This window comes from Pyxidicoccus trucidator, assembly GCF_010894435.1.
Classification (GTDB): domain Bacteria; phylum Myxococcota; class Myxococcia; order Myxococcales; family Myxococcaceae; genus Myxococcus; species Myxococcus trucidator.
The window spans coordinates 133,375-157,270 of record NZ_JAAIXZ010000023.1 but is presented as its reverse complement, the minus strand read 5'-3'; the positions used below and the strand labels follow the sequence as shown (position 1 = coordinate 157,270).

The following is a 23,896-nucleotide window of genomic DNA, read 5'->3' as shown; positions in this document are numbered from 1 at the left end:
CTCTCCCTGGAATCAGCCCCGGGGGAGTATTCGCCGTGTGTCCGTTTCTCATATCTCGAAGGTCGAGAGACGGGCGGGCCGGGGGGGGCAGTCACGACACGGAGGCACCGCATGATGACGGCTTCAGGACCGGACCGTCCGCCGCCAGGGCTGGTTCCGACTCCGATGCGGGTGTTGTGGGTCGGCCCCGCGAGCGAGTCCTGGCTGGCGCTGTCCCGGGCGGTGCGCTCCCTCGGGGGCGAGTCCCTTCACCTGACGTCGCTGGACGCCCTGGGCCCGGAAATGGCGCGCGTGCGGCCGGCGCTGGTGCTGGTGCACTGGCGGCTGCTGGTGGACTCGCGGAGCGGCCCGGGGATGCAGCGAGCACGCACTGGCGACGTGCCGGTGGCGCTGGTGGCGGAGGTGGACACCCCGGCGGAGGTGCTGGAGGCGGCGGAGGCGGAGGCCGTGGAGGACTGCCTGCTGGCGCCCCTGCGCGTCTCGGAGCTGCGGGCGCGGCTGGTGGCGCTGACGAGCGGGAGGGTGCCGGCGCGCTTCGTCGAGCGCTTCAGCCCCCGCGTCGTGCTGCTGGCGGGGGCGAGCGGGGCGCGAGCCTGGGGTGGGCTGGGCGCGTTGCTGGAGGCGTGCGGCCACCACCTCCTTTATAGCGCCAGCGTGGAGGGCGCGGCCGCGCGGCTGTCGCGAGGGGGCCTGGTGCCCCACCTGGTGCTCGTCTCGGGCGAAGGGCCGCTGGCGGCGCTGCGGCTGCTGTCCACGCTGCGCGCGCAGCCGCTGCTGGAGGGTGTGCCGGCGCTCACCGTGGCGGTGGGCCCGGGGACGCGGACAAGCGCGCTGGCGGCGCTCCTGCCGCGCATCCACGCGCTGCTGGGGCGGGACTTGGGCTCGCTGCGCGTGGACGAGCGGGTGCCCTTCTGCTGCCCGGTGGAGTTTGGCGAGAGCGCCTCGCGCGACACGGAGTGGACGTCCGGCTTCTCCAGCGCGCTGAGCCCTGGCGGCCTCATCATCCGCACGCTGGTGCCCGCACGGCCCGGGACGGCAGTGCGGCTGCGAATCCTCCTGCCCACCACGCGCGAGCAGCTGGAGACGCACGGCGTGGTGGCCTGGACCAACCCCTTCGCCCCGAGAGCTGGCCTGTCCTTCCCGTATGGCATGGGCATGCGCTTCCTCGGCATGGGCCCGCCGCGGCTGATGCACCTGCGCCAGCTCTGCCAGCCGGTGGCTTCGCTTTGACTTCAAGCTCCGCCCGGGAGGCGCCATGCGACGCAAGAAGGTCCTGCTCGTCGACGACTCGTCCACCGTGCTGCTGCTGCACCAGATGATGCTGATGGAGCTGGGCTACGACGCCGTCACCGCGCGCGACGGGCTGGAGGCCCTGGCGCGGGCCGAGGTGGAGCGGCCGGACCTGGTCTTCCTGGATGTCGTCATGCCGCACCTGGACGGCCTGGAGACGTGCCGGGCGCTGCGCGGCCGGGAGCCCACCCGCAGCACGCCCATCATCCTGTGCAGCACGCGCGCCGAGCCGCGCAGCGTGCAGGCGGGCTTCGACAGCGGCTGCAACGACTTCCTCGCCAAGCCCTTCGAGGGCGCCGAGCTGACGGCCCTGCTGCGCCGCTACCTGGATTGACAGCCCCTTTCCAAGTTGCGAAGCCATGCCCGTGGCGGTCCACGCGAGGTGCGTTCCGCTTGGGGAGGTTGCGTGAGGAACGGGAAGCGGAGCCGCTGGCCACGTCGCGTGGTGTCAGGCGTGCTGGTGTTGCTGGGGCTCGCAGTGACGGCGGCCCTGGTGGACGGCTGGAGGGCCTTTGGCCGGCGTGCCGACGGTGAGCGGCGCGCTCGCATGGACAAGTCGCCCCAGTGGGGTGACGGCCGCTTTCTGAATCCACAGCCGCTGAAGAATGACTTCTGGGGCTCCGTGACGGGCGCGTTCAAGGCCAGCGCGGACGGGAGTCCCTCGCTCCCGGTGCCCACGGTGCGCGGTGGCTCCGAGCGCTTCGCCACACCGCCGGCCTCCGGGCTGCGCGTCACGTGGCTGGGGCACTCCACGCTGCTGGTGGAGGTGGACGGCCACCGCATCCTCACCGACCCGGTGTGGGGCGAGCGAGCGTCGCCGCTGAGCACGGTGGGGCCGAAGCGCTGGTATGAGCCGCTCGTCGCGCTGGGGGAGCTGCCGAAGCTCGACGCCGTCGTCATCTCCCATGACCACTATGACCACCTGGACGAGCCCACCATCTCCGCGATGAAGGGCTGGGACACCACCTTCATCGTGCCGCTCGGCGTGGGCGCGCACCTGGCGTATTGGGGCGTGCCAGCGGAGCGAATCGTGGAGCTGGACTGGTGGGAGCGCACGAAGGTGGGGGCGCTGGAGATTGTCGCCACGCCGGCGCGCCATGCCTCCGGCCGGCTCGTCATCGACAACGACGCGACGCTGTGGGCCAGCTACGCGCTCCTCGGCCCCCAGCACCGCGTCTGGTTCTCCGGGGACACGGGGCTGTTTCCGGCGATGCGCGACATCGGCGAGAAGCTGGGGCCGTTCGACCTGACGATGATTGAGGCGGGCGCCTACGGCAGCGCCTGGCCCGACTGGCACCTGGGCCCCGAGCAGGCCGTGACGGCCCACCAGTTGGTGCGCGGCCGCGTGCTGCTGCCGGTGCACTGGGGGCTGTTCAACCTCGCCTTCCACGGGTGGACGGAGCCGGTGGAGCGGGTGCTCGCGGCGTCTCAGCGCGCGGGCGTGACGGCGGTGGTGCCGAAGCCGGGCCAGAGCTTCGAGCCGGGCGCGCTGCCCGCCCTGGAGCGCTGGTGGCCGGAGCTGCCCTGGAAGACAGGGGAGCAGGACCCCATCGTCGCGACGCAGATGAACTGAGGGCGGCGTTGGCGCCGGGCTACGGAGGCGGCCCCTGCGGCCCCCTGGGAGGCCCGTTCGGCTTCGTCGGCTGCGAGCGGCGCGGCAGCGTCACCGTGAAGGTGGTGCCGTCGACCTCGCTGGAGCTGACCTCAATCGTGCCTCCGTGGGCGTGGACGATTTCCCGGACGATGTAGAGCCCCAGCCCGTAGCTCATCTTCAGCGTGCGCGTCGTCTGCGGGCCGCGCCGGAAGGGCTCGAAGATGTGGGGCAGCAGGTTGTCGGGGATGGGGCGGCCGGCGTTGCGCACCTCCATGACCACCTTGTTGCGCACGCTGCGCACGGACAGATGCACCGGCGCCTCCGCGGGGCTGTACTTCAGCGCGTTCTCCACAAGATTGGACGCCACCTGCGCCAGCCGGTCCGGGTCCCACGTGCCCTGCGTGTTGCCCTTGGGGTCCACCTCCACGACGCGCTGGGGGAAGGCCACGCGGAACTCGTGGGCGACCTTTGCCGCCAGGTCCTTCAGGTCCATCGGCCGTGGCTCGATTGCCACGCCGCCCACCAGCCGTGTGCGGGTGAAGTCCAGCAGCAGCCGGGTGAGCCGCTCGATGCGCACCGCCGCCGTGGCGATGCGCTTGCTGGTCTGCTTCGCCTCCTCCGGGGTGCCGCCCTCGGCCAGCACGCGGGACCAGTTCATGATGGCGCCCAGCGGACTGCGGATGTCATGGCTGACGATGCCCATGAGCTGCTCCTGGAACTCCGCGTGGCCGCGCGCCTCCTCCTCCGCCCACTTGCGCTGGGTGATGTCGCGGCTGATGCCGAAGAGGCCGAACACCTTGCCCTCCGGGTCCTTCAGCACGCCCTTGGTGGACAGCCACACGCGCGGGCCCTCGGCGCCCGGCTGCGCGTCCTCGAAGGTGACGGTGCGCCCGAAGGCGAGCACCTCCCTGTCATTGGCCGCGTTGGCGCGCGCCACCTCGGGAGCGAAGAGCTCGTGGTCGGTGCGGCCAAGCATGGCCTCCGCCGTGTACCCCACCGCCTTGGCTCCGGCGGGGTTGATCATCTGGTACCGGCCCTCCAGGTCCTTGGTGTAGACGGCGTCCGTCGTCCCCTCGAGGATGGAGCGGAAGATTTCGCCGGTGCGCCGCAATTCCTCGCGGGCGCGGCGCTCGCCGGTGATGTCGCGGCAGTGCACCAGCAGGCCGCTGTCCACCGTGCGCACCCGGACGTCGAAGCACAAATCCTTGTCCGGCCAGCCATGCTCGAAGCGCACGGTGGCCTGCTCGGTGGCGGGCTGGTCGAAGCGCAGGTGGCGGCGCAAGTCCAGCAGCGTGGGGCACGTGCGGCGCACGTCGTCGCCGGGCCCGCCGCAGCCGCTCAGCAGCTCCGTCATGCGGGGGCTGATGTAGAGAAAGCGCCACTCCGCATCGAGCATGAAGAAGGCATCCGGCAGCCCCTCCAGGAGCGCGTGGAGCGGCACGGCGGGCGCCTCGGAGGGAGGCGCGGCCGGGGAGCGCTGGCGCTTCTTTGCGGAGGTGGGGGCCATGCGTCTTCGGTTCCGCGGTGGGCCGGAAGGGGCCCTCAAGAGGTGAACACGGGGTGGAGTGGGTCGCGTGCCGTCAGGGCGTGGGCATGGGCATGAGGCCGAGGTTGCGGGCGATGTCCTGGAAGCCCTCCACGGCGGGGGTGGGAGCGCGGGCCTTGTCCGGACTGGCGAAGTCCACGCGGAAGAGGCCGAAGCGTGGCGTGTAGCCCTCGGCCCACTCGAAGTTGTCCATCAGGCTCCAATGGAAGTAGCCCCGCACGTCCACCCCCTCTTTCACCGCCTGCTCCACAGCGTACACGTGGCTACGGAGGTAGTCCGCCCTCCGGATTCCTTCCGCGTCCGCCATTCCATTCTCTGTAACGAACAGGGGGATGCCCAGGTCGCGAAAGCGTCGCAGGAAGAGGTACAGCCCCTCGGGATAGATGTCCCAGCCCAGGTCGTTTACCGGACGTCCGCCGGGCACGTACTGGTTGGACAGGGACGCCTCGCTGAAGTCCTGCCGCACGTAGTCACGAGCGTAATAGTTGATACCCAGATAGTCGCTGGAGCCCTTCAGGTCCGCCACCTCGCGGTCGATGCTGACCTGGGCGGGCACGGATAGGCGGATGCGGCCGGTGCGCAGGGCGAGGGGGACGCTCTCGTTGAAGAAGGCGTCGGTGAGGCCCGCGGCGGTGATGTCGGCGGTGGAGCCGGTGGCGGGCTGGAAGACGCGGACGTGGTGCGCCAGGCCCACGCGGGTGGCGTGGCCGTCACCGTCGGCGTCCACGGTGTCCCGGGCGCGGAGCTGGCGGGCCGCGCGCGCGTGCGCCTCGATGAGGTGCGCCAGCGCGGTGGCCATGGCCTTCGCGTCCTTCTTCCCCGGGGGCCAGACGCCGTCCAGGTAGCCGAACACCGCGAGCACGTTGGGCTCGTTGATGGTGCACCACCAGTCCACGTCGGCGCCCAGCTCTTCGGCGACGCGGGTGACGTAGGCCTCGAAGTCGTCGAGCGTGGCGGGGTTCTCCCAGCCGCCCGCGTCGGCCACCCAGGGGGGCAGGGTGAAGTGGTGCAGCGTCACCAGCGGGGTGATGCCCTGCTCGCGCAGCGTGCGAGCCTGCTCGCGGTAGCGGGCGAGCGCGGCGGTGTCCCACTCGCCACGCGCGGGCTGGAGGCGGCTCCACTCCAGGCTGAAGCGGTAGGCGTTGGCGCCCAGGTTGCGCATCAACCCCACGTCCACGTCGAAGCGCTCCCACGAGCCAGCGGCGTCACCGGACACGCTGCCGTCGTGGATGTGGGGGCGGCCGTCGGGGTACGTGCCCTGCTCCCAGGCGCTCCAGTCGTTGGTGAGGCCGCCTTCAATCTGGTGGCTGGAGGTGGCGGTGCCCAGCAGGAAGCCCGCGGGCAGGCCGGCGCCGAGCGTGGCGCGGCGGATGTCCTCCGCGTCGAAGGAGGGCCTGTCGCTGCAGGCGGCCAGGACCAGCGGGAGGGTGAGCAGGGCGCGGCGGCTCATGAGGCGTCCCCCGCGCGGGTGGCGGTGGGAAGGCCCACGACGCCCACGGTGATGAGCGAGGTACGCACGTCGCCGTACTGGAAGAGGAAGCCCTCCACGCGCACGCTGGCGCGCGGGGCCAGGGGAATGTCCACGCGGCCCCGGCCGCCGAGGGGGAAGACGTAGGCCAGGCCCACGGGCCCGTAGGAGGCGCCGAGGTGCGCGGGCACCTGTCCATTCGCGTCGAAGACGCCGGCCTCCAGGTCCACGGGGCCCACGCGGTAGAGGCCCTTCACGGTGGGCAGGAGCTGAAGCAGGGGCCGAGAGGTGTAGCCGAGGCCGACGACGGCGCCGGCGAGGACGCTCCAACGCTCACCGGTGTAGCCCAGGCGCGCGGTGACGGCGGTGCTGGCGCCGGGGCCGCCGCGCTCCAGCGGGAGCAGTGACAGGAGGCCGCCGTCCACGGTGAAGCCGCCCACCAGGTAGCGGGCGGACGAGGTGCTGGCGAAGTACGCGTCCTGCCAGCGTCCGCCCGCGAAGGCGTAGCCGCCGGTGAAGAGGCCGACGTTGGTGCCCAGCTCCGCCGCGAGCGCGCGCACGGGCTCCGCGGCGGACGGAGCGGTGGCTGTCTCGAGCGCGGGGCCGGGCGCGCTGGAGAGGGTGAGTGCGAGGAGTGCGGGAAGCGGGGAGCACATCCGGGCAGGAACCATACTCCGCTCAAAGCCCCGCGCGAGGCCACCCGGTGCCCTCTGCACTGCGCGTCACAGCAGACAACGCGAGGAGCGGGAGGGGGTGCACCTGAGACGGAGGAATGCGCTCATGTTGAATGCGGGGGGCTGTGAAACAGGAATTTCCTGTGAACAAATGAATGTATGGACTGTGGAGGAAGTGGCTCCGGTCAGTCCCGGTTGATGCCCAGTTGGGGCGTGACGATGGCTGGAGGGATGGAGCTGCTCAGCCGAGAAGGCGGCGCCACCAACGCAGGACTTCTTCTTCCGAGTACCCGGCCCAGGCGAGGGCGTGGCGAGGCTCGAACCTGTTCAGCCAGGGCTCCAGGGTTCGAGCCAGCTCACGGTAGGCGGGAAGGCCGTCGCCGCGAGCCAGGTCTCCCGCTTCGGGCCATGTGCCGAGTGACACCACCGCGCGCCCGCCATTCAGTTCCAGGAGGCGCACCGGTGAGACGTCCAACCGGTGCCGCAGCCCGTCCAAGCCGCGCAACGCGTCCACCATCGGTGGGCCCAGGAAGTTCAGCCAGTGCACGCCGTCGATTCGCGTGCCCAGGGCCGACTCCACGCCTGGCTGAGGCAGGTCCAGTCCCGGGTGGCGGAAGAGCGCCTCGCGAATCAGCGGCAGCGCACGGCTCCGCCTCCCATACAGCTCGAAGGCCAGCCCCGCATGGCCCGTGGAGAAGCTCAGCAGCGAGGCCAGCCCCACTGCCAGCTCCCGCACTCTGCCCGGGCCATGTTCCTCCAGGTACTCGGTGGGAAGGGTGGCGCTCAGCACGCTCACGCTTCCTGCTGGCGGCGTGCGCCACGGAAGGCGGGCCCGGTAGCTGAATGAGAATCCATTGGGCTGTGGAGCGAGCCCGGTGAGCAGGAGCGAGGTCTCAGCCTGCATCTTGAGCTGGGTCCGCAGGAACGGGGTTGCGTCCTCGCTCGCGAGCTCGTCGATGAAGCGGTAGCCGTCGAAGGGGCGCAATTGGCTCCGGACGTAGTCCCACCTGTCCGGGCCGAGCTGGAACCGCGCACCGTCCAGGTCCTCTCCGTGGGAGAGGATGTCCGGGCCCGCACCGACGGCCTCGACGTAGAGGTCCAGGGCACGGCTGACCTGGGGTGCCAGGTCATGGTGGTCATGCGGCAGATAGAACACGAGTCGGACGACCTCCCGGGCCCGTAACTCCGCACCGTGGGTCTCGGAGGCGTGGAGCCGGATGCGCGGGAAATGCTCGCTCATGGTGGGCCACTCACGCTGATTTCGACTGAGCCGCTCCGTCCTGCTCGAACAGGCTCTCCAGCTCCTTGCGAGGCACCACGGTGGGAGGAGGCCCCGGTGCCGTCATGGCTTCTCGTCCATGTCGTCGAGTTGGTCCTGCGCAATCTCCCGGTAGAAGGGCACCACCTCGACGGCCAGCACGGCATGCATTTCCTGCCGCGCGGTGTCGTAGTCGCCGGCCCGCTGGTGGTCGTACATGAGAGAAAGAGCCCGTGTCAGCCGTCGTGAACCTTCGCTGATGCGTCGGATGGTTTCGCGCAGCAGGTCCAGTGCTCCGGCCTCGGTTGCCAGTGCATGGACCGCATGGGCATTGCTGATTGCGACCTCGCCCGCGGTGCGGAGGAGTAGCGCGCGCACGTCGTCTGTCAGCTCAAGCGGGGTGCCGCCCTCCAGTACGCGGCGCCCCAGGGCGCGGATGGCGTCCCAGCCGTGTTCGTCCGACATCTCTCCTCACGCCGACTTCGACTGCTCATCCTGCTCGAACAGGCTCTCCAGCTCCTTGCGAGCCTTCGCCGCCATCTCCACGAGCTTCGCCTCGTCCTTGTGGTACTTGGCCGTCTCGCGAAGCAACTCCTCGTCGTGGTCCCTCAGCCGCTCCAGCGCGCGGTGACTCTCCGAGTACGTGAGCCCCAGGTTCATGAGCACGTCCTGGGCCATCTCCAGGCTCCCGGCGAATGTCTCGCGCATCACCCGCTGGATGCCCATGTCCAGCAGCCGGTACGCATGCACGCGGTTGCGCGCGCGGGCGAAGATGGTCAGGTGCGGGAAGTGCTCCTTCACCGCCTGCGCCGTGCGCAGCGACGCTTCGATGTCATCGATGGCGAGCACGAACACCTTCGCCTTGTCCGCCCGCGCGGCCCGCAGCAAATCCAGGCGGGAGGCGTCGCCGTAGAAGACCTTGGACCCGAAGCGCTTCATGAAGTCGATGTGCTCGGGGCTCGCGTCGATGGCCGTGAAGCCGATGCGCTTGACGCGCAGCATGCGGCCCACCATCTGCCCCACGCGCCCGAAGCCGGCGATGATGACCGGGTTGTCCTCCTCCGGCGCCACGTCGAACGCGCGCGCCTCCGCCTTCTTCTGGAAGAGCGGCCGCACCCACCGCTCATGCACCACGTACAGCAGCGGCGTGGTGGCCATGGACAGGCCCACCACCACCACGAGCAGGTCCGCCAGCGCGCGGTCCATGACGTGGAAGGAGACGGCCAGCGCGAAGAGGACGAAGGCGAACTCGCCGCCCTGGGAGATGACGACGCCCAGGCTGAGCGCGGGCTCGTCCTGCTTCAGGCTGAAGCGGCCCAGGCCGTACAGCACCGCCCCCTTGAGCACCACCAGCCCCAGCACCAGCCCGGTGACGAGCAGCGGCTTCTCCACGATGAGCCCCAGGCTCACCGACATGCCCACCGCGATGAAGAACAGCCCCAGCAGCAGGCCCTTGAAGGGCTCGATGTCCGCCTCCAGCTCGTGGCGGTACTCGGACTCCGCCAGCAGCACGCCGGCGAGGAAGGCGCCCAGCGCCATGGACAGGCCCACCGCGCTGACCAGCGCCGCGGTGCCCACCACCACGAGCAGCGCGGTGGCGGTGAACAGCTCCTGGCTGTGGAAGGACGCCACCGCTCGGAACACCGGGCGCATCAGGTAGCGCCCCGTGACAACCACGCCCACCAGCACGCCCGCCACCTTGAGGCCGGTGAGCCAGCCCGGCTCGGTGGACGTGGCGCCACCGTCTCCCAGCAGCGGCAGCATCGCGAGCAGCGGAATCACCGCCAGGTCCTGGAAGAGGAGGATGCCGAAGGCAATCCGCCCGTAGCCGGTGGTGAGCTGGTTGCGCTCGGCCAGCAATTGGAGCGCGAAGGCGGTGGAGGACAGCGACAGGCCGAAGCCGGCGATGATGGCCGCGCCCGGCGTGAGGCCGAGGGCCAGGCCCACGCCGGACAGCAGCGCGCCGGTGAGCAGCACCTGGGCGCCGCCCATGCCGAACACCGAGCGGCGCAGCTCCCACAGGCGCGAGGGCCGCAGCTCCAGGCCGATGACGAACAGCAGCAGCACCACGCCCAGCTCGGACACGTGGAGGATGTTCTCCACGTCGGTGACGAGCCTCGCGCCCCACGGGCCGATGACGGCGCCCGCCGTGAGGTAGCCCAGCACGGACCCCAACCCGAGTTTCTTGAACAGGGGCACCGCCACCACCGCCGCCGCGAGGAAGACCAGGGCCTGATGCAGGAAGGACATGCGGCCCTTCCTCTCACGGAGCCCGCGGTGGCGGCAAACCGGTGGCCGGCGCCCGCGCGTGCCGGGCCCCAGGCCCTACCCGTTCAGGCAGGTCCGGGCGCTCGGAGCCTCTCCCTTTCGGTGGGCGCGGGACGCCGGGCCCGGCCATTCCGGTAGTGGCGGGGACGCCAGGACCGGCGATTCAAGTAGGGCGGGGCCGCCATGCGCCGCCAGCCGGCGGGCTCAGGAGTGATTGCAGAAGCGCGCCACCGACTGGAGCAGGTGCGCCATCTCCACGGGCTTGCGCAGCAGCCCCGCGGCGCCGCTGGGCAGCTCCGTGACGTGGCTGGCCGTCATGATGAGCACCGGCACCAGGGACTGCGTGCCGGTGATGCGCAGGCGCTCCAGGAACTCATAGCCCGTCAGCACCGGCATCATCAGGTCCAGCAGCACGAGGCAGGGTTGGCGGAGCGAGGCCAGGACATTCAGCCCCTCCTGGCCGTTGCTGGCGCTGGAGACGGAGTAGCCCTCCAGCTCGAGCAGCTCGGCGACCGCTTCGCGAATGTCCTGGTCATCCTCCACCACGAGGATGGAGTGCTGAGCGTGCTCGCGGCGCATGATTCCCACCCTGACCGGGCCGAGAGGTTGAGGCCGCCAATGTAACTCCATTCCAGGTGCCCTGTCCCGCGCAGGACCCCGGCTCTACCGTGACGAAGCTACTCATCCTCCTGCTGACCGAACAGCAGGCGCAGCAGCGGCAGGTCCTCCGAGAGACAGAAGACATAGACGTGGTCCCCTGTCTGGAAGACGGTGTCGCCGCGAGGCGCCATCAGCTCCTGTCCCCGCACCAGCAGCATGGCGGCGGAGCCGGGCGGGAAGGGGAGGTCGGAGATTCGCTCGCCCGCCACGGCGGAGGCCGAGCCGATGTAGAAGGCGCTCAGCTCGCCATTGAGGAGCTGGGTGGAGGCAATCTCCAGCACGGCCGGGGGCGGCTCGGGCACGTTGGCGGCCAGCCCCAGCTTGCGCGTCACCCAGGGCACGGTGGCGCCGGGGATGAGCCCGTTCACCACGACGATGAAGAAGACGATGTTGAAGATTTCGCGCGCCCCGGGGGCGCCGGACAGCACGGGGAAGGTGGCCAGGATGATGGGCACCGCGCCGCGCAGGCCCACCCAGCCGGTGTAGAGGATTTCGCGCGGCGGGAAGCGGAAGGGCAGCAGGCACAGCAGCACCGCCAGGGGTCTCGCGACGAAGGCGAGGACGAGCCCCATCCCCAGTCCCTCCCACGTCACCTCCAGGAGCGCCTCGGGGAACACGAGCAGTCCCAGCACCAGGAACATGCCCACCTGGGACAGCCAGGCCAGCGCGTCGTGGACGCGCAGCAGGCCCGTGCGGTAGCGGATGGTCTCATTGCCCAGGGCGATTCCGACGATGTAGACGGCCAGGAAGCCGCTGCCCTGCAGGAGGGTGGGCACGCCGAAGGCCATCATCGCCAGGGCCAGCGTCATCACCGGGTACAGGCCCGCGGCCCTCAGGCGCAGGCGCTTGAGCAGCAGCCGCCCCGCCCACCCGATTCCCACGCCCAGGCCGGCGCCCACCACCATCTGCACCACCGCGCCCCACACCAGCTCCCAGCCCGGCTCGCTGCCGCCCACCAGGCTGAGCGTCATCGCCGTGGTGAGGATGACGGCCATGGGGTCATTGAGGCCCGACTCCAGCTCGAGCGTGGTGCCCACGCGCCGCTTCAGGTGCAGCCCGCTGCCGCGCAGCACGGCGAAGACGGCCGCCGCGTCCGTGGAGGAGACGATGGCCCCCAGCAGCAGGGCCTGCTGCCACGCGAAGCCGAACAGCAGGTGTGCGGCGAGGCCCGCCACGGCCGCCGTCATCACCACGCCCACCGTGGCCAGCACCGCCGCCGGGCGGATGGCGGTCCGGATGGAGGACAGCGGCGTGTTGAGGCCGCCGTCGAAGAGGATGAGGACGAGCGCCACCGTGCCCAGCCGGAAGGCGAGGCCGTAGTCGTTGAACTCGATGCCGCCCGGCCCGTCCGAGCCGGCGGCCATGCCCAGGCCGAGGAACAGCAGCGCCACGGGGATGCCGAAGCGTCCCGAGGCCCGGCTGAACAGCACGCTCAGCGCCAGCAGGACGCCGCAGAGGGTCAACAGGAGGGCGGTGGGGAGTGGCTCCGCGCTGAGCATGGCTGGGCGGGACTCTAGCTGTCTCCGGCGCGGCGTACGGCGCCGCTCAGGGCTCTTTTCCCCGGACAGTGTCCGTCACCACATGCGCCGGAGCGCCCACGCCACGCCGGAGCGCGCCGGGTGTCAGTCGTGCGTCGCCGCGCGTGCCGTCAGGGGCAGCGCGACGGGAGCGCCGAGGGCGATGGGCAGGGTGAAGGCGAAGGTGCTGCCCTCGCCCGGCGTGCTCTCCGCGCGGATGGTGCCGCCGTGCGCCTCCACCAGCCCCTTGGCGATGGCGAGCCCCAGGCCGGTGCCCCGGCTGGCGGCGTCGCGCGCCTGCCAGTAGCGGTCGAAGATGTGGGGCAGCGCCTCGGGGGCGATGCCGGAGCCGGTGTCGCGCACGTGGAAGGACACCTCGGGGCCGTGGGCCCGAGCGACGACGGAGAGGGTGCCTCCGGCGCTGGTGAACTTCACGGCGTTGCCCAGCAGGTTGCCCAGCACCTGGAGCACCCGCACCCGGTCGCACCGCGCGCGCGTGTCCCCGGCGGGCAGCTCCATGCGCAGGTGCAGGCCCTTGGCCTCGGCCAGCGGGCGGATGGACTCCACCGCCTCGGTGACGAGCGCGGCCACGGCGTGCTCGCCCCACTCCAGCGGCAGCCCGCCCGCCTCCAGCCGTCCCCAGTCCAGCAGGTCCGAGATGAGGCGCGACATCCGCTCCGTCGCGTCCTGGATGCGGGTGGCCTGCTTCGCCACGCTCTCCCCGCCGGGCTTGCTCCCCGCCCCGCGCAGCAGCAGCGCGGCGCCGAGCTGCACCACGCCCAGCGGGTTCTTCAAGTCGTGGGAGACGACGGCCAGCAAGTCCTCGCGGGCGCGCGCGGCGCGGCGGGACTCACCCACCAGCCGCGCGTTGTCGATGGCGAGGCTGGCCCGCAGGCACAGGTCCTCCGCCAGCGCCAGGTCGTCCGGCCCGTAGCGCCGCCCGGAGCCGGAGGCCACGAAGGTGACGGCGCCCAGCGTGTGCCCCCGCGCGCGCAGGGGGACAATCATGTACGAGCGCGCCTGCAGCAGCTTCAGCAGCGCGGGGTGCGCCGGCTCGGCGGCGGCCGCGCGCAACAGCGAGTCCGTCACCGCGGGCACCAGCTCCGACTCGCCCGTGCGCAGCACGCGCAGCAGGCCCACCGGCGCGTCCTCGCGCAGCTCCGTGCGCGGGGGCAGCGCGCCCACGCGCTCCTGCTGCCTCGGGTCCAGGCACGCCGCCGCCATGCGCGCCACCCAGGGGCCCTGCTCCAGCGCGTCCACGAGGCACCAGTCCGCCAGGTCCGGCACCGCCAGGTGCGCCAGCAGCGTGTACATGCCCTGTGGGTCCGGCGGGTGGGTAAAGAGCGTCGTCATCGCCTGGTAGAGGAAGGAGCGGCGCCGCTCGGCCTGCTCCACCTCCGAGCGTGCGGCCTGCTCCAGCTCCAGCGCCCGCGAGTACACCGCCTCGGCCTCGGTGAGGGGCCGCGCCGTCAGCAGCACCGCGACTTCGCGCCCGTCCTCCGCCGGCAGCGGGGTGAACACCAGCGCGTGCCTGTGTGTGCCGGTGGGGCCAGGCCAGGGCAGCTCCACCGTGGCCGTGGCCCCGCTGGTCACCACCCGCGCGCGCGTCGCCTCCAGCGAGGCCACGTCCTGGGCGGACATCCCCAGCTCACCCCAGTGCCTGCCCGTCACCTCTCCCTGCGTCCGCTCCAGCGCACGCGCGCCCGCGAGACTGCAAGCCACCACGCGTCCCGCGACGTCCAGGACGTAGGCGGGCTCAGGCAGGGCGGTGAAGGCGGCGGCGAGCGAGGGAGAGAGTGCTTGCATGTAGAGCCGTGTGAGTCGGCTTCATGATGACACCTGGGAAAAGGCGCGCCATCCCGGAGGGGTGTCATACGAGGAGAGTTTCCAGAAGCCGATATTCTGGATCAGGGAATCGGAATACCTGTCCGGACACCCTGTAACAGGCGCAATGCGATGGAGGGCAGTGGCACCACCTCGTGTGCCAGGCCCGCGCCCACCACCACGCCCGGCATGCCGTAGACGACGGAGGTGGGCTCGTCCTGGGCCATCACGTAGCCGCCCGCCCCGCGCAGCTCGCGCACGCCTTCCAGGCCGTCCTGGCCCATGCCGGTGAGGACGACGGCGAGCGAGCGGGGCCCATGGGCGCGCGCCACCGAGCGGAACAGCCAGGTGGCGGACGGGCGGAAGCCATGCACCGGCGCTCCCCGGGTCACCTCCGCGCGTCCCTCGGCATGCAAGCCCAGGTGCCGGTCGTCCGGCGCCAGGTAGACGTGGCCGGCCTGGAGCAGCTCGCCGTCCTCGGCCACCTTCACGGGCAGGGGGCCAGCGGTGCCCAGCCAGGTGGCGAAGCCCTGGCTGAAGCCGAGGGCGATGTGCTGCACCACCAGCAGCGGCACGGGGAAGTCCCTTGGCAGCTCGGACAGCACGCGGTGGAGGGCGGCCGGGCCTCCGGTGGACGCGGCCAGCGCCACCAAGGCCGGGCGCTGCAGGGCCTGGGGCGGGGTGGGCACGGGAGGCACCACCGGCGCCATGACGCGGTCCGGCCAGCGGCGCACCACCTTCACCTCGGCCATGGCCTTGAGGGTGTCACGCAGGCGGCGGCTCTCCGCGTCGAAGTCCGGCGACTCCGGGCCCACGGGCTTCTGGAGCACCGCGAGCGCCCCGGCGCGCAGCGCGGCCATGGACGTCTGGATGTCGCGCTCCACCAGGGTGGACACCACCACCACCGGCGTGGGCACCTCCGTCATGATGCGGCGGGTGGCGTCCAGGCCGTCCATGCGCGGCATCTGGATGTCCATCGTCACCAGGTCCGGCCGCACGCGCTGGACGAGCTCCACCGCCTCCACGCCATCCTTCGCCTCGCCCACCACCGTCAGGCCGGGGTCGGCACGGAGGATTTCCACCAGCAGGCGCCGGGCGGTGGGCGAGTCCTCGGCCACGACGATTCGCAACGGGTCGTTCCTCATAGCAGTCGTCTCAGCGTCTCCAGCAGGCTGGTCGGGTCGAACGCGCTCTTGACCAGATATGCGCTGGCGCCGGCCTGGAGGCCACGCGCCTTGTCCTCGGGCTTGCCGCGCGCGGTGACGAGCACCACCGGCAGCCGAGAGAAGCGGGGGGAGGCGCGCACGGCCTCGGTGAGCGAGAAGCCGTCCATGCGTGGCATCTCCACGTCCAGTACCAGCGCGTCCGCGCCGCCCGCCTGGAGCCGCTCCCAGGCCTCGGCGCCGTCCACGCACGCCACCACCTCATAGCCCGCGCCCTCCAGGATGTTCTGCTCCAACGCGCGCGTGGTGGGTGAGTCGTCCGCCAGCAGCACGCGGCGCCTCGCCCGCTGGGCGGCCGGGGCGGGGAAGAGCGCGGTGGAGGGCCGGCCTCCCGCCGCGCGCACGAGGGAGAGCGGGTTGAGCAGGAGCGACATCCGCCCGTCTGGCAGCACCGCCACGGCGGACACGTGCCGGGCCCGGCGCACGCGGGGACCCAGGGAGCGCACCAGCGCCTCCTGCTCGGACAGCACCTCGTCCACCACCAGCGCGGCGCGCGCGGTGCCGGCGGCGAGCACCACCGCGCCCCGCCGCGCGCGCGGAGGCCCGGAGGGCAGGCCCAGCACGTCCGCCAGCGAGGCCAGCGGCACCAGGGCATCTCCCGAGGCCCAGGTGGGGCGCCCCTCCACCTCGCGCACCTCGCCGGGCGCCACGCGGACCAGCCGCGCCACGCTCTCGCTGGCCAGCGCCAGCGTCTGCCCACCCGAGGACACCAGCAGCACCCGCAGCGTGCTCAGGGTGAGGGGCACGTCCAGGACGAAGCCGGTGCCGTGGCCCGGGCGCGTCGTCACCTCCACCGTGCCGCGCAGTGCCTCCACCTGCGTGCGCACCACGTCCAGGCCCACGCCACGGCCCGCCACCCGCGTCACCTCTGTCGCGGTGGACAGGCCGGGCAGGAAGGCGAGCCGCGCCGTCTCGGCGTCGTCCTCGGGCACGTCGAGGCCCCGCGCCCGCGCCCGCTCGCGCAGGGCGTCCAGGTCCAGCCCCCGCCCGTCGTCGTCCACCGTCACCTGCACCCGGCTGCCCCGCAGGCGCGCCGTCAGCAGGACGCGTCCCTCCTCCGGCTTGCCCGCCGCGCGCCGCTGCTCCGGCGCCTCCAGGCCGTGCGCCACCGCGTTGCGCACCAGGTGCAGCAGCGGCTCGCGCAGCGCCTGGAGCAGGGAGCGGTCCAGCTCCAGCGCTCCGCCCTGAATCTCCAGCCGCGCCGCGCGGCCCAGGCTGCGCGCCACGTCGCGAGTGGCGCGCTCCAGCCCCTCACAGCCCTCCAGGAAGGAGAGGGTGCGCGCGCGGCGGACCTCGTCGTCCAGGCCGGTGGCCACGCCCCCCAGGGCGCGGCGGTCCGCGGCCAGCTCGCGCGCCACGCGCGCCAGCTCCGTCTCCGCGCGCCGCAGCGCCGCCTCGCCCACCGTCCCGCGCACCGCCTCGCGGGCCTGGGCCAGCGCCTCGCGCACGGACTCCAGCGCGTCCGTCCTGCCTTCCAGCCGCAGGGTCGCCACCCGCAGCTCGCCACTGCGCGCCAGCAGCGCGTCCAGCTTCTGCGCGGACACGCGCACCGGCAGCGTCTCGGCCCCGGGGGCGACGGAGGACGGAGGCTCCGGCGGCGGAGCGGGCTCCTCGGCGGGCATCGCCGGAGCGACACGGGCCGCAGCGGCGGGACGCATGGGGCGTGCGGCGACGCGCTCCAGTTGGGGCAGCAGGGCCTCCAGCGGCGAGCCGGCCAGGTCCTGCTTCGCGGCCAGCCGCCGTCCCGCGTCGTCCAGCGCGTCCACGGTGGTGAAGCACAGCTCGTACACGTCGGGCGTGCCCGCGCCCTCGTCGCGCACGCGCTCCAGCACCTCCTCCATCCGGTGGCACGCGGTCTCCACCAGGGTGGCGCTGGCCGCGCGCGCCGCGCCCTTCACGCTGTGCAGCGTGCGCAGCAGCGAGGCCACGTACTCCGCCGCGCGCGCCGGTGCCGTCTCGCGCTCCAGGGCGAGCAGCTCGCGGTTGAGCGAGGCCACATGCCCCTCGAGCTCCTCGAGGAACGTGGCCAGCAGTGCCTGGGCCAGCCTGTCCCGGTCCATCAGCGCCCGTACTCTCCCAGCAGGCCCTTGAGCTTCTGGCCCATGCCGTTGATGTCCTGCATGGCGCGCTCCGTCTGCCGCGAGGACTGGAGGGCCTGCTGCGTGGCCTGATTCACGTCGTGCATCGCCTGGCGAATCTGGGCGATGCCGGTGGCCTGCTGGTTGGCGGAGGCGGCAATCTGGGCCGCGGTCAGCGACGCCTGGGCCAGCAGGTCCGACAGCGTCTGGATGTTGGAGCCCGCCTCGGACACGATGCGGGTGGCCGCCGCCACGCTCTTGGTGCCCTCCTCGGTGGTCATCACCGCGCCGTGGGTGGCCTTCTGAATCTGCCCCAGAATCTGGCGCACCTGGCCGGTGGCCTTCTTGGACTGGTCCGCCAGCGCCTTCACCTCGGCGGCCACCACCGCGAAGCCGCGGCCCTGCTCCCCGGCGCGGCTGGCCTCGATGGAGGCGTTGAGGGCCAGCATGTGCGTCTGCTCGGAGATGTCGTTGACGGTGGTGATGATGTCCCCAATGGCCTGCGCCTGCTCGGCCAGGGCGAGGATGCGCGAGGCGATGGACTCCACCTGCTCGCGGACGACTCCCATGGAGGACACGGCCTCCTCCACGGCGCGCCGGCCGCCGCGGCCCACCTCCTCGGCGTGGCGGGCGGAGTCGCTCACCGCCCGGGCGCGGCCCGCGGCCTCCTCGGACGTCTTGGTGATTTCCTCGATGGTGCTCACCGTCTCCGTCACCGCGCTGCCCTGCTCCTGGGCGCTGGCCACCTGCTCCGTGGTGCTGGCGAGAATCTCCGAGCTGGCCCCGGCGAGCTGGTTGACGAACTCCGCCACCGTCTTCAGCGTGTGCTCGCGCTGCTCGGCCTGCTTCGCGAGCTGGGCCTCCGTCTGCCGGCGGCGCTCGGCCATCTCGTTGAAGGCGCGCGCCAGCTCCGCCGCCTCGTCGCCGCCCCGCACGTCGATGCGGTGCTCCAGTTGGCCGCGGCCGAGCTGCTCGGCGCCGACCATCAGCTTCTGCAGCGGGACGGTGATGCTCCGGGTGATGAAGTAGCTGCCCACCGCGACGATGGCCAGGCCCAGCACGGCGCAGAGGGTCAGCACCCAGACGATGCGCTGGGCCATGGCCCTGGCGTCCGCCGAGTGCTCATCCCAGCGCTGCTGCTCGGCCAGGAGCATCTCCTCGCTGATTTCCCGCACCTGGCTCATGAGCCGCTCGCCCTCGCCCACCTTGATGTACTTCGAGCTCCCCTCCAGGCCCTGCTCACGGCGAACGCGGATGCCCTCCGCCAGCCGGTCCAGCCGCTCCATGAGGGCGGGCTCCAGCCGGGCCAGCCGCGCCCGCTGCTGGGGGCGGTCCGCCATGGCCTCCCGGAGCATCGCTACGTCCTCCTTCAGCGTGGTGATGACCTGCTGGTACGGCCCCAGGTACGGCTCCTCCCCTGTGAGGAGGAAGCCGCGCTGGCTGGACTCCGCTTGCGTCAGCAGGGTGCGCACCTCGCGGATGGCGCTGACATTCTCATGGGTCGTCAGCAGCCCCTGGGTGCTCTCCGTGAGCTGGTTGGCGCCCTGGAAGGCCACGCCCGCCAGCACCAGCAGCACCAGCAGGGACAGTCCGAAGCCGAGTGCGATGCGGTTCCCGATGCTCATACAACTCCTTCGTCGGACAAATCGAACACGAGGCGACTGTCACCCAGCAGCGCCTCTCCCTCCAGCACGAGCGTGCCGTCCTCCTCCGCGGCGGACACCAGCGGGGTGTCCACGGTGGTGGGTGGAGGCAGCAGCGCGCGCCCCCGCAGCAGGGTGACCTCCTCGACCTCTTCGGTGCGCAGGCCCAGCTCGGGCCGTCCCGCGCCAATGACGAGCAGCGGGCCCGAGGCCTCGGCCGGAGCGCGGTCGAAGAGGGGCGCCAGCTCCACCACCGGCAGCACCTCGCCGTGCAGCAGGGTGAGGCCGCGCAGCGCGGGCGGCGCGCCCGGCAGCGGCACCACCTCCGGTGCGCGCACCACCTCCAGCACGAAGCGGGACTCCAGCGTGTAACGCTGGCCGGCGGTGCGGAAGCGGACGACCTCGCGCAGCGTGCCGGGCTCCGCCTCGGGAGCGGGCGCGCGGGCCAGGGCCCTGGCGCGGGCGTCGAGGAGCGCCGTGGCCTCTCCGGGCGCGAGGGTGCTCGCTTCCCCGGCCGCCTCCGCGAGCCGGGCGAGGCGCGCGCGTGCCGCCTCCCAGTCGATTCCGCCAGACCCCGGCATCAGGTGGTCTCCTCACCGACGGCCAGGGCCGCCTCCAGTCGAGTCCGCTCACCGCTCGCCACGGCGGCCAGCCCGCTCGCGCGCTCGCCGTCCGCGAGGGGGACGGGGGCCTCCGGGGGAAGGACGGCGCACAGCAATTCCGCCTCGCGCCAGGCCCTGAGGGCGCCGGCGGTGTCGCCCCGACGGCGCAGCACGCGGCCCAGGACGAGCCAGGCCACCACCAGCGAGGGCTCCAGGTAGAGCGCCTGCCGGGCGGCGCGCTCGGCGTCGGCGAGCCGGCCCTGGCCGAGCAGCAGCAGGGACTCCAGGTAGCGCGGTCCGGCGACGAGCGGGTGGCGCGCCGCGGTCTCGGCGCAGGCGTCCACGGCGGCGTGGGCGTCCAGGTTGGCCAGGGCGCGCACGGCCTCCATGGCGGTGGCCGGGTCCTCATCCTGGGTGCCGAGCCGTCGTGCCGCCTCGCGCCAGTCGCCGCGAGCCAGGGCCCGCCGCGCAGCCGTGAGGGCCTCCACGTCCGGAGCGTGGTGGGCGCCGCGTGCCTGGGACGGAAGCGGGACGGGTGTCGCGTTCCCGGAGCGACGGGACACGGAGCCTGCCACGCCACCGTCACGCGCCACCGGGCTCGTTCCTTCCGAGCGTCCAGTCGCGGCGCCCGAGGGAACATCCGTTCCCGGGCCCGAGCGGGATGCCGCGGCGCCCGGAGTCGCCGGCGGGAAGCCAGGGCGCCCGTGCACCTCGCTCCCACCCGAGCCTGCGCTGGTGGGAGCCGGGGGCCTCGCGCCTCGTTCCGCGCGCGCGGGCCCGGTGGGCTCTCGCGCCTCGGGCGTCGCCACGAGGGAAGGGGAGGGGACGGCTACCGAGGCGCCGTGCCGGGGCCGCCGGTAGATGACGCCCCACTCGGTGAGGACGGGCTCGAAGGGCGCCAGGTCTCCGAGCGGCGGGTCCGAGGGGCCGGTGAAGAGGTAGCCCCCTTCCGCGAGCGCGTCATGGAGCCTGCGGGCCACGGCCTCGATGGTGGCGCGGTTGAAGTAGATGAGGACGTTGCGACAGAAGATGACGTCCAGCCGCCAGAGGCCGCTGTCGGCCGAGGGCCAGGTGTCGAGCGCGAGGTTGAGGTAGCTGAAGCGCACGTGCTGCTTCACCTCGGGGGACAGGAGGTACCTGCGTCCCTCGACGCGCAGGTGGGCGCGCATGCGGTCCGCCCAGGGGCCGCGCAGGGACCACTCGCCATAGACGGCCTGCCGGGCGCGGGCGAGCGCGCCGCGCGACACGTCGGTGGCATACACGGCCATGTGCTCGCCCCAGCCCTCGGCCTGGAGCAGGGCCGCCAGTGAGTAGGGCTCCTCGCCCGAGGAACACGCCGCGCTCCACACGCGCACGGCATGTTCGGGCCCCAGCCGCTCGCGCAGCTCCGGCAGCACGACGCGGCGCAGGTGCTCGAAGTGCTCGGGGGTGCGGAAGAAGTACGTCTCTCCGACGGTGAGCTCGATGAGCAGGTCATCGAGCGCGGCGGAGTCCTCGGCGAGCCGGGCCCGGTAGGCCTCGAAGTCCGCGAGGTCGGCGCGGGCCATGGCGCGGGAGATGGCCTCCTCGGCGGCGGCGGGGCAGCTCGGCGCGGCCAGCCCGGCGCGCTCTTCCACGAGTGCGAGCACGGCGGCGAAGCCAGGGTGGCTCCAGGGTCCCCAGCTCACGGCGTCTCCGGCGGCGGGGCCAGGGCGGCCTCCAGCTCCAGGGCCTCGGCCTCGGAGAGGAAGGAGCGCAGGTCATGGACGAGCACGAGCCCGTCCTCCAGCTTCGCGGCGCCGGCCACGTAGCCCACGCCCGGCAGCTCGCGGGGCGTGGCATCCCACTCACCGGGGGCGAGCACGCGCAGGCCCTCGGCGCGGTCCACGCGCAGCACCACGTGGCGTGTCCCGGCGCGAGCGACGATGAAGTGGTCCAGGGGCGACAGCGGGCGGGGTGGGTGGCGGAAGCGGCGGCGCAGGTCCAGCACGGGCAGCAAGTCACCGCGGAGGTTGAGGAGGCCCTCCACGACGGCGGGAGCGCGAGGCAGGGGCGTCAGGCGCGCGGCGCGCACCAGCTCCCGGACGTCCTCGGCGGGTAGTCCATAGCGCTGCCCTTCCAGGGTGAACAGCAGCACCTCGCGCGGTGCGGGCTCCATGCCCTGGGACATAGACACGGAAGTGCGAACTGTCGAACCCTGATGTCGTCCCGTGGCCCAGGTGTCCACCAGTGCCCAGTGGGCGCGGCGCCCGCTCCAGGCCAGCACGCACGGTGCGCCCCGCCGCCAGCCCCTCAGTGCAGCGGGGCCCGGGAGGGCTCGGACGCAGCCGCCTCACCCTTCGCGTCCTCGCCGGCCGTCGTCGCGGGCAGGCGCACGGTGAACGTGGACCCCTGTCCGGGGAGGCTCTCCACGGAGATGGTGCCGCCGAGCGCCTCCACGAGCTGCCGGGTGATGAACAGCCCCAGCCCCAGGCCCCCGTAGTTCCGACTCGACACGGCCCGCTCGAAGCGGCCGAAGATGCGCCGCGCGTCCTCGGGGGCAATCCCGATGCCCTGGTCCTTCACCTCCAGGTACACGTGCGCTCCCTCGCCACGCACGTGCACCTGCACCGGCGCGCCATGCCCGTACTTGAGCGCGTTGGACACCAGGTTCGTCAGCACCTGCTCCAGCCGCAGCCGGTCCCACCGTCCGGGGACGGGCCGCGGCGCGTCCACCGTCAGCAGCACGCCCGCCGCCTGCGCGTCCGTCTCGAAGCGGCGCACCAGCTCGTGCACGACCTCGCCCAGCTCCAGCGCCTCCAGCCGCAGCTCCAGCCTTCCGTGCATCAGCCGCGACACGTCCAGCAGGCTGTCCACCAGCTGGGACAGCCGCGTCGTCTGCCGCTCACACGACGCCACCCCGCGCTCCAGCCGCCCGGCGTCCGCCGGACCGTCCTGGCGCAGCTGGCGGTAGAGCAGCTGGAGCTGGAGCTTGAGGGACGTGAGCGGCGTGCGCAGCTCGTGCGCGGCGACGCCGAGGAACTCGTCGCGCACCCGCACCGCCACCTGGGCCTCGCTCGCCAGCCGCTGCTGCTCCACGCTGGCGGCCTCGGCGGCGGCCCGGGCCTTCACCTGCGCGCGCGTCATCAGGAACAAGAGGAGCGTCACCAGCAGGCCGCTGAACACCACCGTGCCGAGCTGCACCCGGCTATTGCGCTCCAGGAACGCCTCGCGCGCGGTGAACACCAGCGTCCAGGACCGGCCGGCCACCGAGATGGGCACCTCGCGGCGCAGGCCCAGCCGCAGGCCCTCCTCCCAGGGCTGGCCGCCGTTCCGCGAGCTGATGAGGGCAGCCTCGGGACGCGCCTCAGCCCCGTCGTAGATTTCGAGGTCCACGGTGCCGTAGGAGCCCGGGAAGCGCAGCCCCTCCACCAGGTCTCCCATGCGGAACGGCGCATACACGAAGCCCCGCAGGCTGGCCCGGCGGGCCTCGGGCGTGGCGGGCGGCGCGGCCTCGTAGACGGGGACGTAGAGCAGGAAGCCGGCCTGGGGTCGGGCGTCCTCCTCGTGCTCCTGGACGAGCCGTACCCGGCCGCTGGCCGCGGGCAGCGCCGTCTCCAGCGCGCGCCGCATGGCCTCCTGGCGGGTGGGCTCGGAGAACATGTCGTAGCCGATGGCGCGGCGGTTGCGCGCGTCGAGGGGCTCCAGGAAGACGATGGCGGTGTACTCGGCGCGCTCCCCCTCCGGCCAGAGGTGGTAGTCCGTCAGGCCCTCCCGGCGCGCCTGGTCGACGTGCGCCTCGAGCTCGCCGGGCTCCAGCCATTGCGCGAAGCCGATGCCCAGGATGCCGGGGTAGCGCCGCCGCAGCTCCAGGCTCTCCACGTACGCGTGGAACTCGTCACGCTCCACGCGCTGGCTGCTGCTGAACAGCCCGCGCGTGCCCAGCAGCATGGCCTGGTACATGTCCAGGCGCTGCTGGAGCCCCAGGGTGCCGTCGCGGACCGCCTCATCGAAGCGCCGGTTGCGTCGGTCCTCCAGGCTCCGCTGCACGTAGAGCGCGGCCACGACGGTGATGGCCAGGCCGACCAGCAGCGCGCCATACGCGGCGGCGTTACGGCGCAGGTGGGGAGTCGGGCGGGCGGGCACGGTGTGTCGCGAAGAGCACGAAGCGGGGTGACAGGGATAGGGGACCCCAGGGCGATAAACAGGCCGGAGGGTCCGTGGGAGTCCCACCCTCCGTCCCGTCCGGCATGCATGTCCGCAACCTGAAACGAGCGGAGGGCATCCGTTCGC

At 72.6% G+C, this 23,896-nt stretch carries 19 protein-coding genes; 3 read left to right on the top strand and 16 right to left on the bottom strand.

The annotated features are described in order from the left end of the window. Positions 1-111: 111 nt before the first annotated feature. From G4D85_RS42080 to G4D85_RS42070, 3 genes are all read left to right on the top strand, one after another. Positions 112-1,230, top strand: a complete 1,119-nt coding sequence (locus tag G4D85_RS42080; protein ID WP_164019912.1) for a PilZ domain-containing protein — start codon at positions 112-114, stop codon at positions 1,228-1,230. Positions 1,231-1,255: 25 nt separating this feature from the next. Beyond that, positions 1,256-1,624 carry a response regulator gene (locus tag G4D85_RS42075; RefSeq protein WP_164019911.1) on the top strand — a complete coding sequence of 123 codons (369 nt, stop codon included), beginning with the start codon at positions 1,256-1,258 and terminating at the stop codon, positions 1,622-1,624. 72 nt (positions 1,625-1,696) lie between these two features. Continuing rightward, entirely contained in the window at positions 1,697-2,863 is a 1,167-nt protein-coding gene (locus G4D85_RS42070; RefSeq protein WP_420821748.1) for an MBL fold metallo-hydrolase, read from the top strand. Between the two features lie 19 nt (positions 2,864-2,882). On the opposite strand, the gene G4D85_RS42065 is transcribed toward G4D85_RS42070, so the two are convergent. The 16 genes from G4D85_RS42065 to G4D85_RS41990 form a co-directional block, all read right to left on the bottom strand. Continuing rightward, the gene (locus tag G4D85_RS42065) at positions 2,883-4,391 is read right to left on the bottom strand and encodes a sensor histidine kinase (protein WP_164019910.1); all 1,509 of its coding nucleotides are present in this window, start codon (positions 4,389-4,391) and stop codon (positions 2,883-2,885) included. Between the two features lie 73 nt (positions 4,392-4,464). Beyond that, positions 4,465-5,880, bottom strand: coding sequence for a glycoside hydrolase family 1 protein (locus tag G4D85_RS42060; RefSeq protein ID WP_164019909.1), 1,416 nt, complete (start codon positions 5,878-5,880; stop codon positions 4,465-4,467). Next, the gene (locus G4D85_RS42055; protein WP_164019908.1) at positions 5,877-6,554 is read right to left on the bottom strand and encodes a hypothetical protein; all 678 of its coding nucleotides are present in this window, start codon (positions 6,552-6,554) and stop codon (positions 5,877-5,879) included. Before G4D85_RS42055 ends, G4D85_RS42060 begins: the two co-directional genes overlap by 4 nt. 259 nt (positions 6,555-6,813) lie before the next feature. Further along, complete coding sequence (locus G4D85_RS42050) at positions 6,814-7,812, bottom strand: type VI immunity family protein (RefSeq protein ID WP_164019907.1); 999 nt, start codon at positions 7,810-7,812, stop codon at positions 6,814-6,816. Positions 7,813-7,914: 102 nt separating this feature from the next. After that, positions 7,915-8,295 (bottom strand): DUSAM domain-containing protein, encoded by a 381-nt coding sequence (locus G4D85_RS42045; protein WP_164019906.1) that lies wholly within the window; start codon positions 8,293-8,295, stop codon positions 7,915-7,917. A 6-nt stretch (positions 8,296-8,301) separates the two neighbouring features. Beyond that, positions 8,302-10,080, bottom strand: a complete 1,779-nt coding sequence (locus G4D85_RS42040) for a monovalent cation:proton antiporter-2 (CPA2) family protein (protein WP_164019905.1) — start codon at positions 10,078-10,080, stop codon at positions 8,302-8,304. A gap of 222 nt (positions 10,081-10,302) precedes the next feature. Beyond that, positions 10,303-10,677, bottom strand: a complete 375-nt coding sequence (locus G4D85_RS42035; protein ID WP_164019904.1) for a response regulator — start codon at positions 10,675-10,677, stop codon at positions 10,303-10,305. A gap of 98 nt (positions 10,678-10,775) precedes the next feature. After that, a complete protein-coding gene (locus tag G4D85_RS42030; RefSeq protein ID WP_164019903.1) occupies positions 10,776-12,257 on the bottom strand; it encodes a potassium/proton antiporter in 1,482 nt (493 codons plus the stop codon). A gap of 123 nt (positions 12,258-12,380) precedes the next feature. After that, positions 12,381-14,081 carry an ATP-binding protein gene (locus G4D85_RS42025; RefSeq protein ID WP_164019902.1) on the bottom strand — a complete coding sequence of 567 codons (1,701 nt, stop codon included), beginning with the start codon at positions 14,079-14,081 and terminating at the stop codon, positions 12,381-12,383. Positions 14,082-14,182: 101 nt separating this feature from the next. Then, complete coding sequence (cheB, locus tag G4D85_RS42020; protein ID WP_164019901.1) at positions 14,183-15,244, bottom strand: chemotaxis-specific protein-glutamate methyltransferase CheB; 1,062 nt, start codon at positions 15,242-15,244, stop codon at positions 14,183-14,185. Continuing rightward, positions 15,241-17,382 (bottom strand): hybrid sensor histidine kinase/response regulator, encoded by a 2,142-nt coding sequence (locus G4D85_RS42015; protein WP_164019900.1) that lies wholly within the window; start codon positions 17,380-17,382, stop codon positions 15,241-15,243. The genes cheB and G4D85_RS42015 overlap by 4 nt, the downstream gene beginning before the upstream one ends. Continuing rightward, the gene (locus tag G4D85_RS42010) at positions 17,382-19,025 is read right to left on the bottom strand and encodes a methyl-accepting chemotaxis protein (protein WP_164019899.1); all 1,644 of its coding nucleotides are present in this window, start codon (positions 19,023-19,025) and stop codon (positions 17,382-17,384) included. The genes G4D85_RS42015 and G4D85_RS42010 overlap by 1 nt, the downstream gene beginning before the upstream one ends. Next, positions 19,022-19,624 carry a chemotaxis protein CheW gene (locus tag G4D85_RS42005; RefSeq protein ID WP_164019898.1) on the bottom strand — a complete coding sequence of 201 codons (603 nt, stop codon included), beginning with the start codon at positions 19,622-19,624 and terminating at the stop codon, positions 19,022-19,024. Before G4D85_RS42005 ends, G4D85_RS42010 begins: the two co-directional genes overlap by 4 nt. After that, positions 19,624-21,312, bottom strand: a complete 1,689-nt coding sequence (locus G4D85_RS42000; protein ID WP_164019897.1) for a CheR family methyltransferase — start codon at positions 21,310-21,312, stop codon at positions 19,624-19,626. The genes G4D85_RS42005 and G4D85_RS42000 overlap by 1 nt, the downstream gene beginning before the upstream one ends. Next, positions 21,309-21,782, bottom strand: a complete 474-nt coding sequence (locus tag G4D85_RS41995) for a chemotaxis protein CheW (RefSeq protein ID WP_164019950.1) — start codon at positions 21,780-21,782, stop codon at positions 21,309-21,311. Before G4D85_RS41995 ends, G4D85_RS42000 begins: the two co-directional genes overlap by 4 nt. A 134-nt stretch (positions 21,783-21,916) precedes the next feature. Beyond that, positions 21,917-23,749: a CHASE domain-containing protein gene (locus tag G4D85_RS41990; protein WP_164019896.1), complete on the bottom strand. Its 1,833-nt coding sequence runs from the start codon at positions 23,747-23,749 to the stop codon at positions 21,917-21,919. Positions 23,750-23,896 lie beyond the last annotated feature (147 nt).

Excerpts from the sequence above, each read along its gene's own strand:
- G4D85_RS42050 (WP_164019907.1), bottom strand. The coding sequence starts at position 7,812 with ATGAGCGAGCATTTCCCGCGCATCCGGCTCCACGCCTCCGAGACCCAC.
- cheB (WP_164019901.1), bottom strand. The coding sequence starts at position 15,244 with ATGAGGAACGACCCGTTGCGAATCGTCGTGGCCGAGGACTCGCCCACC.
- G4D85_RS42005 (WP_164019898.1), bottom strand. The coding sequence starts at position 19,624 with ATGCCGGGGTCTGGCGGAATCGACTGGGAGGCGGCACGCGCGCGCCTC.
- G4D85_RS42035 (WP_164019904.1), bottom strand. The coding sequence starts at position 10,677 with ATGCGCCGCGAGCACGCTCAGCACTCCATCCTCGTGGTGGAGGATGAC.
- G4D85_RS42010 (WP_164019899.1), bottom strand. The coding sequence starts at position 19,025 with ATGAGCATCGGGAACCGCATCGCACTCGGCTTCGGACTGTCCCTGCTG.
- G4D85_RS42015 (WP_164019900.1), bottom strand. The coding sequence starts at position 17,382 with ATGGACCGGGACAGGCTGGCCCAGGCACTGCTGGCCACGTTCCTCGAG.
- G4D85_RS42025 (WP_164019902.1), bottom strand. The coding sequence starts at position 14,081 with ATGCAAGCACTCTCTCCCTCGCTCGCCGCCGCCTTCACCGCCCTGCCT.
- G4D85_RS42080 (WP_164019912.1), top strand. The coding sequence starts at position 112 with ATGATGACGGCTTCAGGACCGGACCGTCCGCCGCCAGGGCTGGTTCCG.
- G4D85_RS42075 (WP_164019911.1), top strand. The coding sequence starts at position 1,256 with ATGCGACGCAAGAAGGTCCTGCTCGTCGACGACTCGTCCACCGTGCTG.
- G4D85_RS42045 (WP_164019906.1), bottom strand. The coding sequence starts at position 8,295 with ATGTCGGACGAACACGGCTGGGACGCCATCCGCGCCCTGGGGCGCCGC.
- G4D85_RS42030 (WP_164019903.1), bottom strand. The coding sequence starts at position 12,257 with ATGCTCAGCGCGGAGCCACTCCCCACCGCCCTCCTGTTGACCCTCTGC.
- G4D85_RS42065 (WP_164019910.1), bottom strand. The coding sequence starts at position 4,391 with ATGGCCCCCACCTCCGCAAAGAAGCGCCAGCGCTCCCCGGCCGCGCCT.
- G4D85_RS41995 (WP_164019950.1), bottom strand. The coding sequence starts at position 21,782 with ATGGAGCCCGCACCGCGCGAGGTGCTGCTGTTCACCCTGGAAGGGCAG.
- G4D85_RS42055 (WP_164019908.1), bottom strand. The coding sequence starts at position 6,554 with ATGTGCTCCCCGCTTCCCGCACTCCTCGCACTCACCCTCTCCAGCGCG.
- G4D85_RS42060 (WP_164019909.1), bottom strand. The coding sequence starts at position 5,880 with ATGAGCCGCCGCGCCCTGCTCACCCTCCCGCTGGTCCTGGCCGCCTGC.
- G4D85_RS42040 (WP_164019905.1), bottom strand. The coding sequence starts at position 10,080 with ATGTCCTTCCTGCATCAGGCCCTGGTCTTCCTCGCGGCGGCGGTGGTG.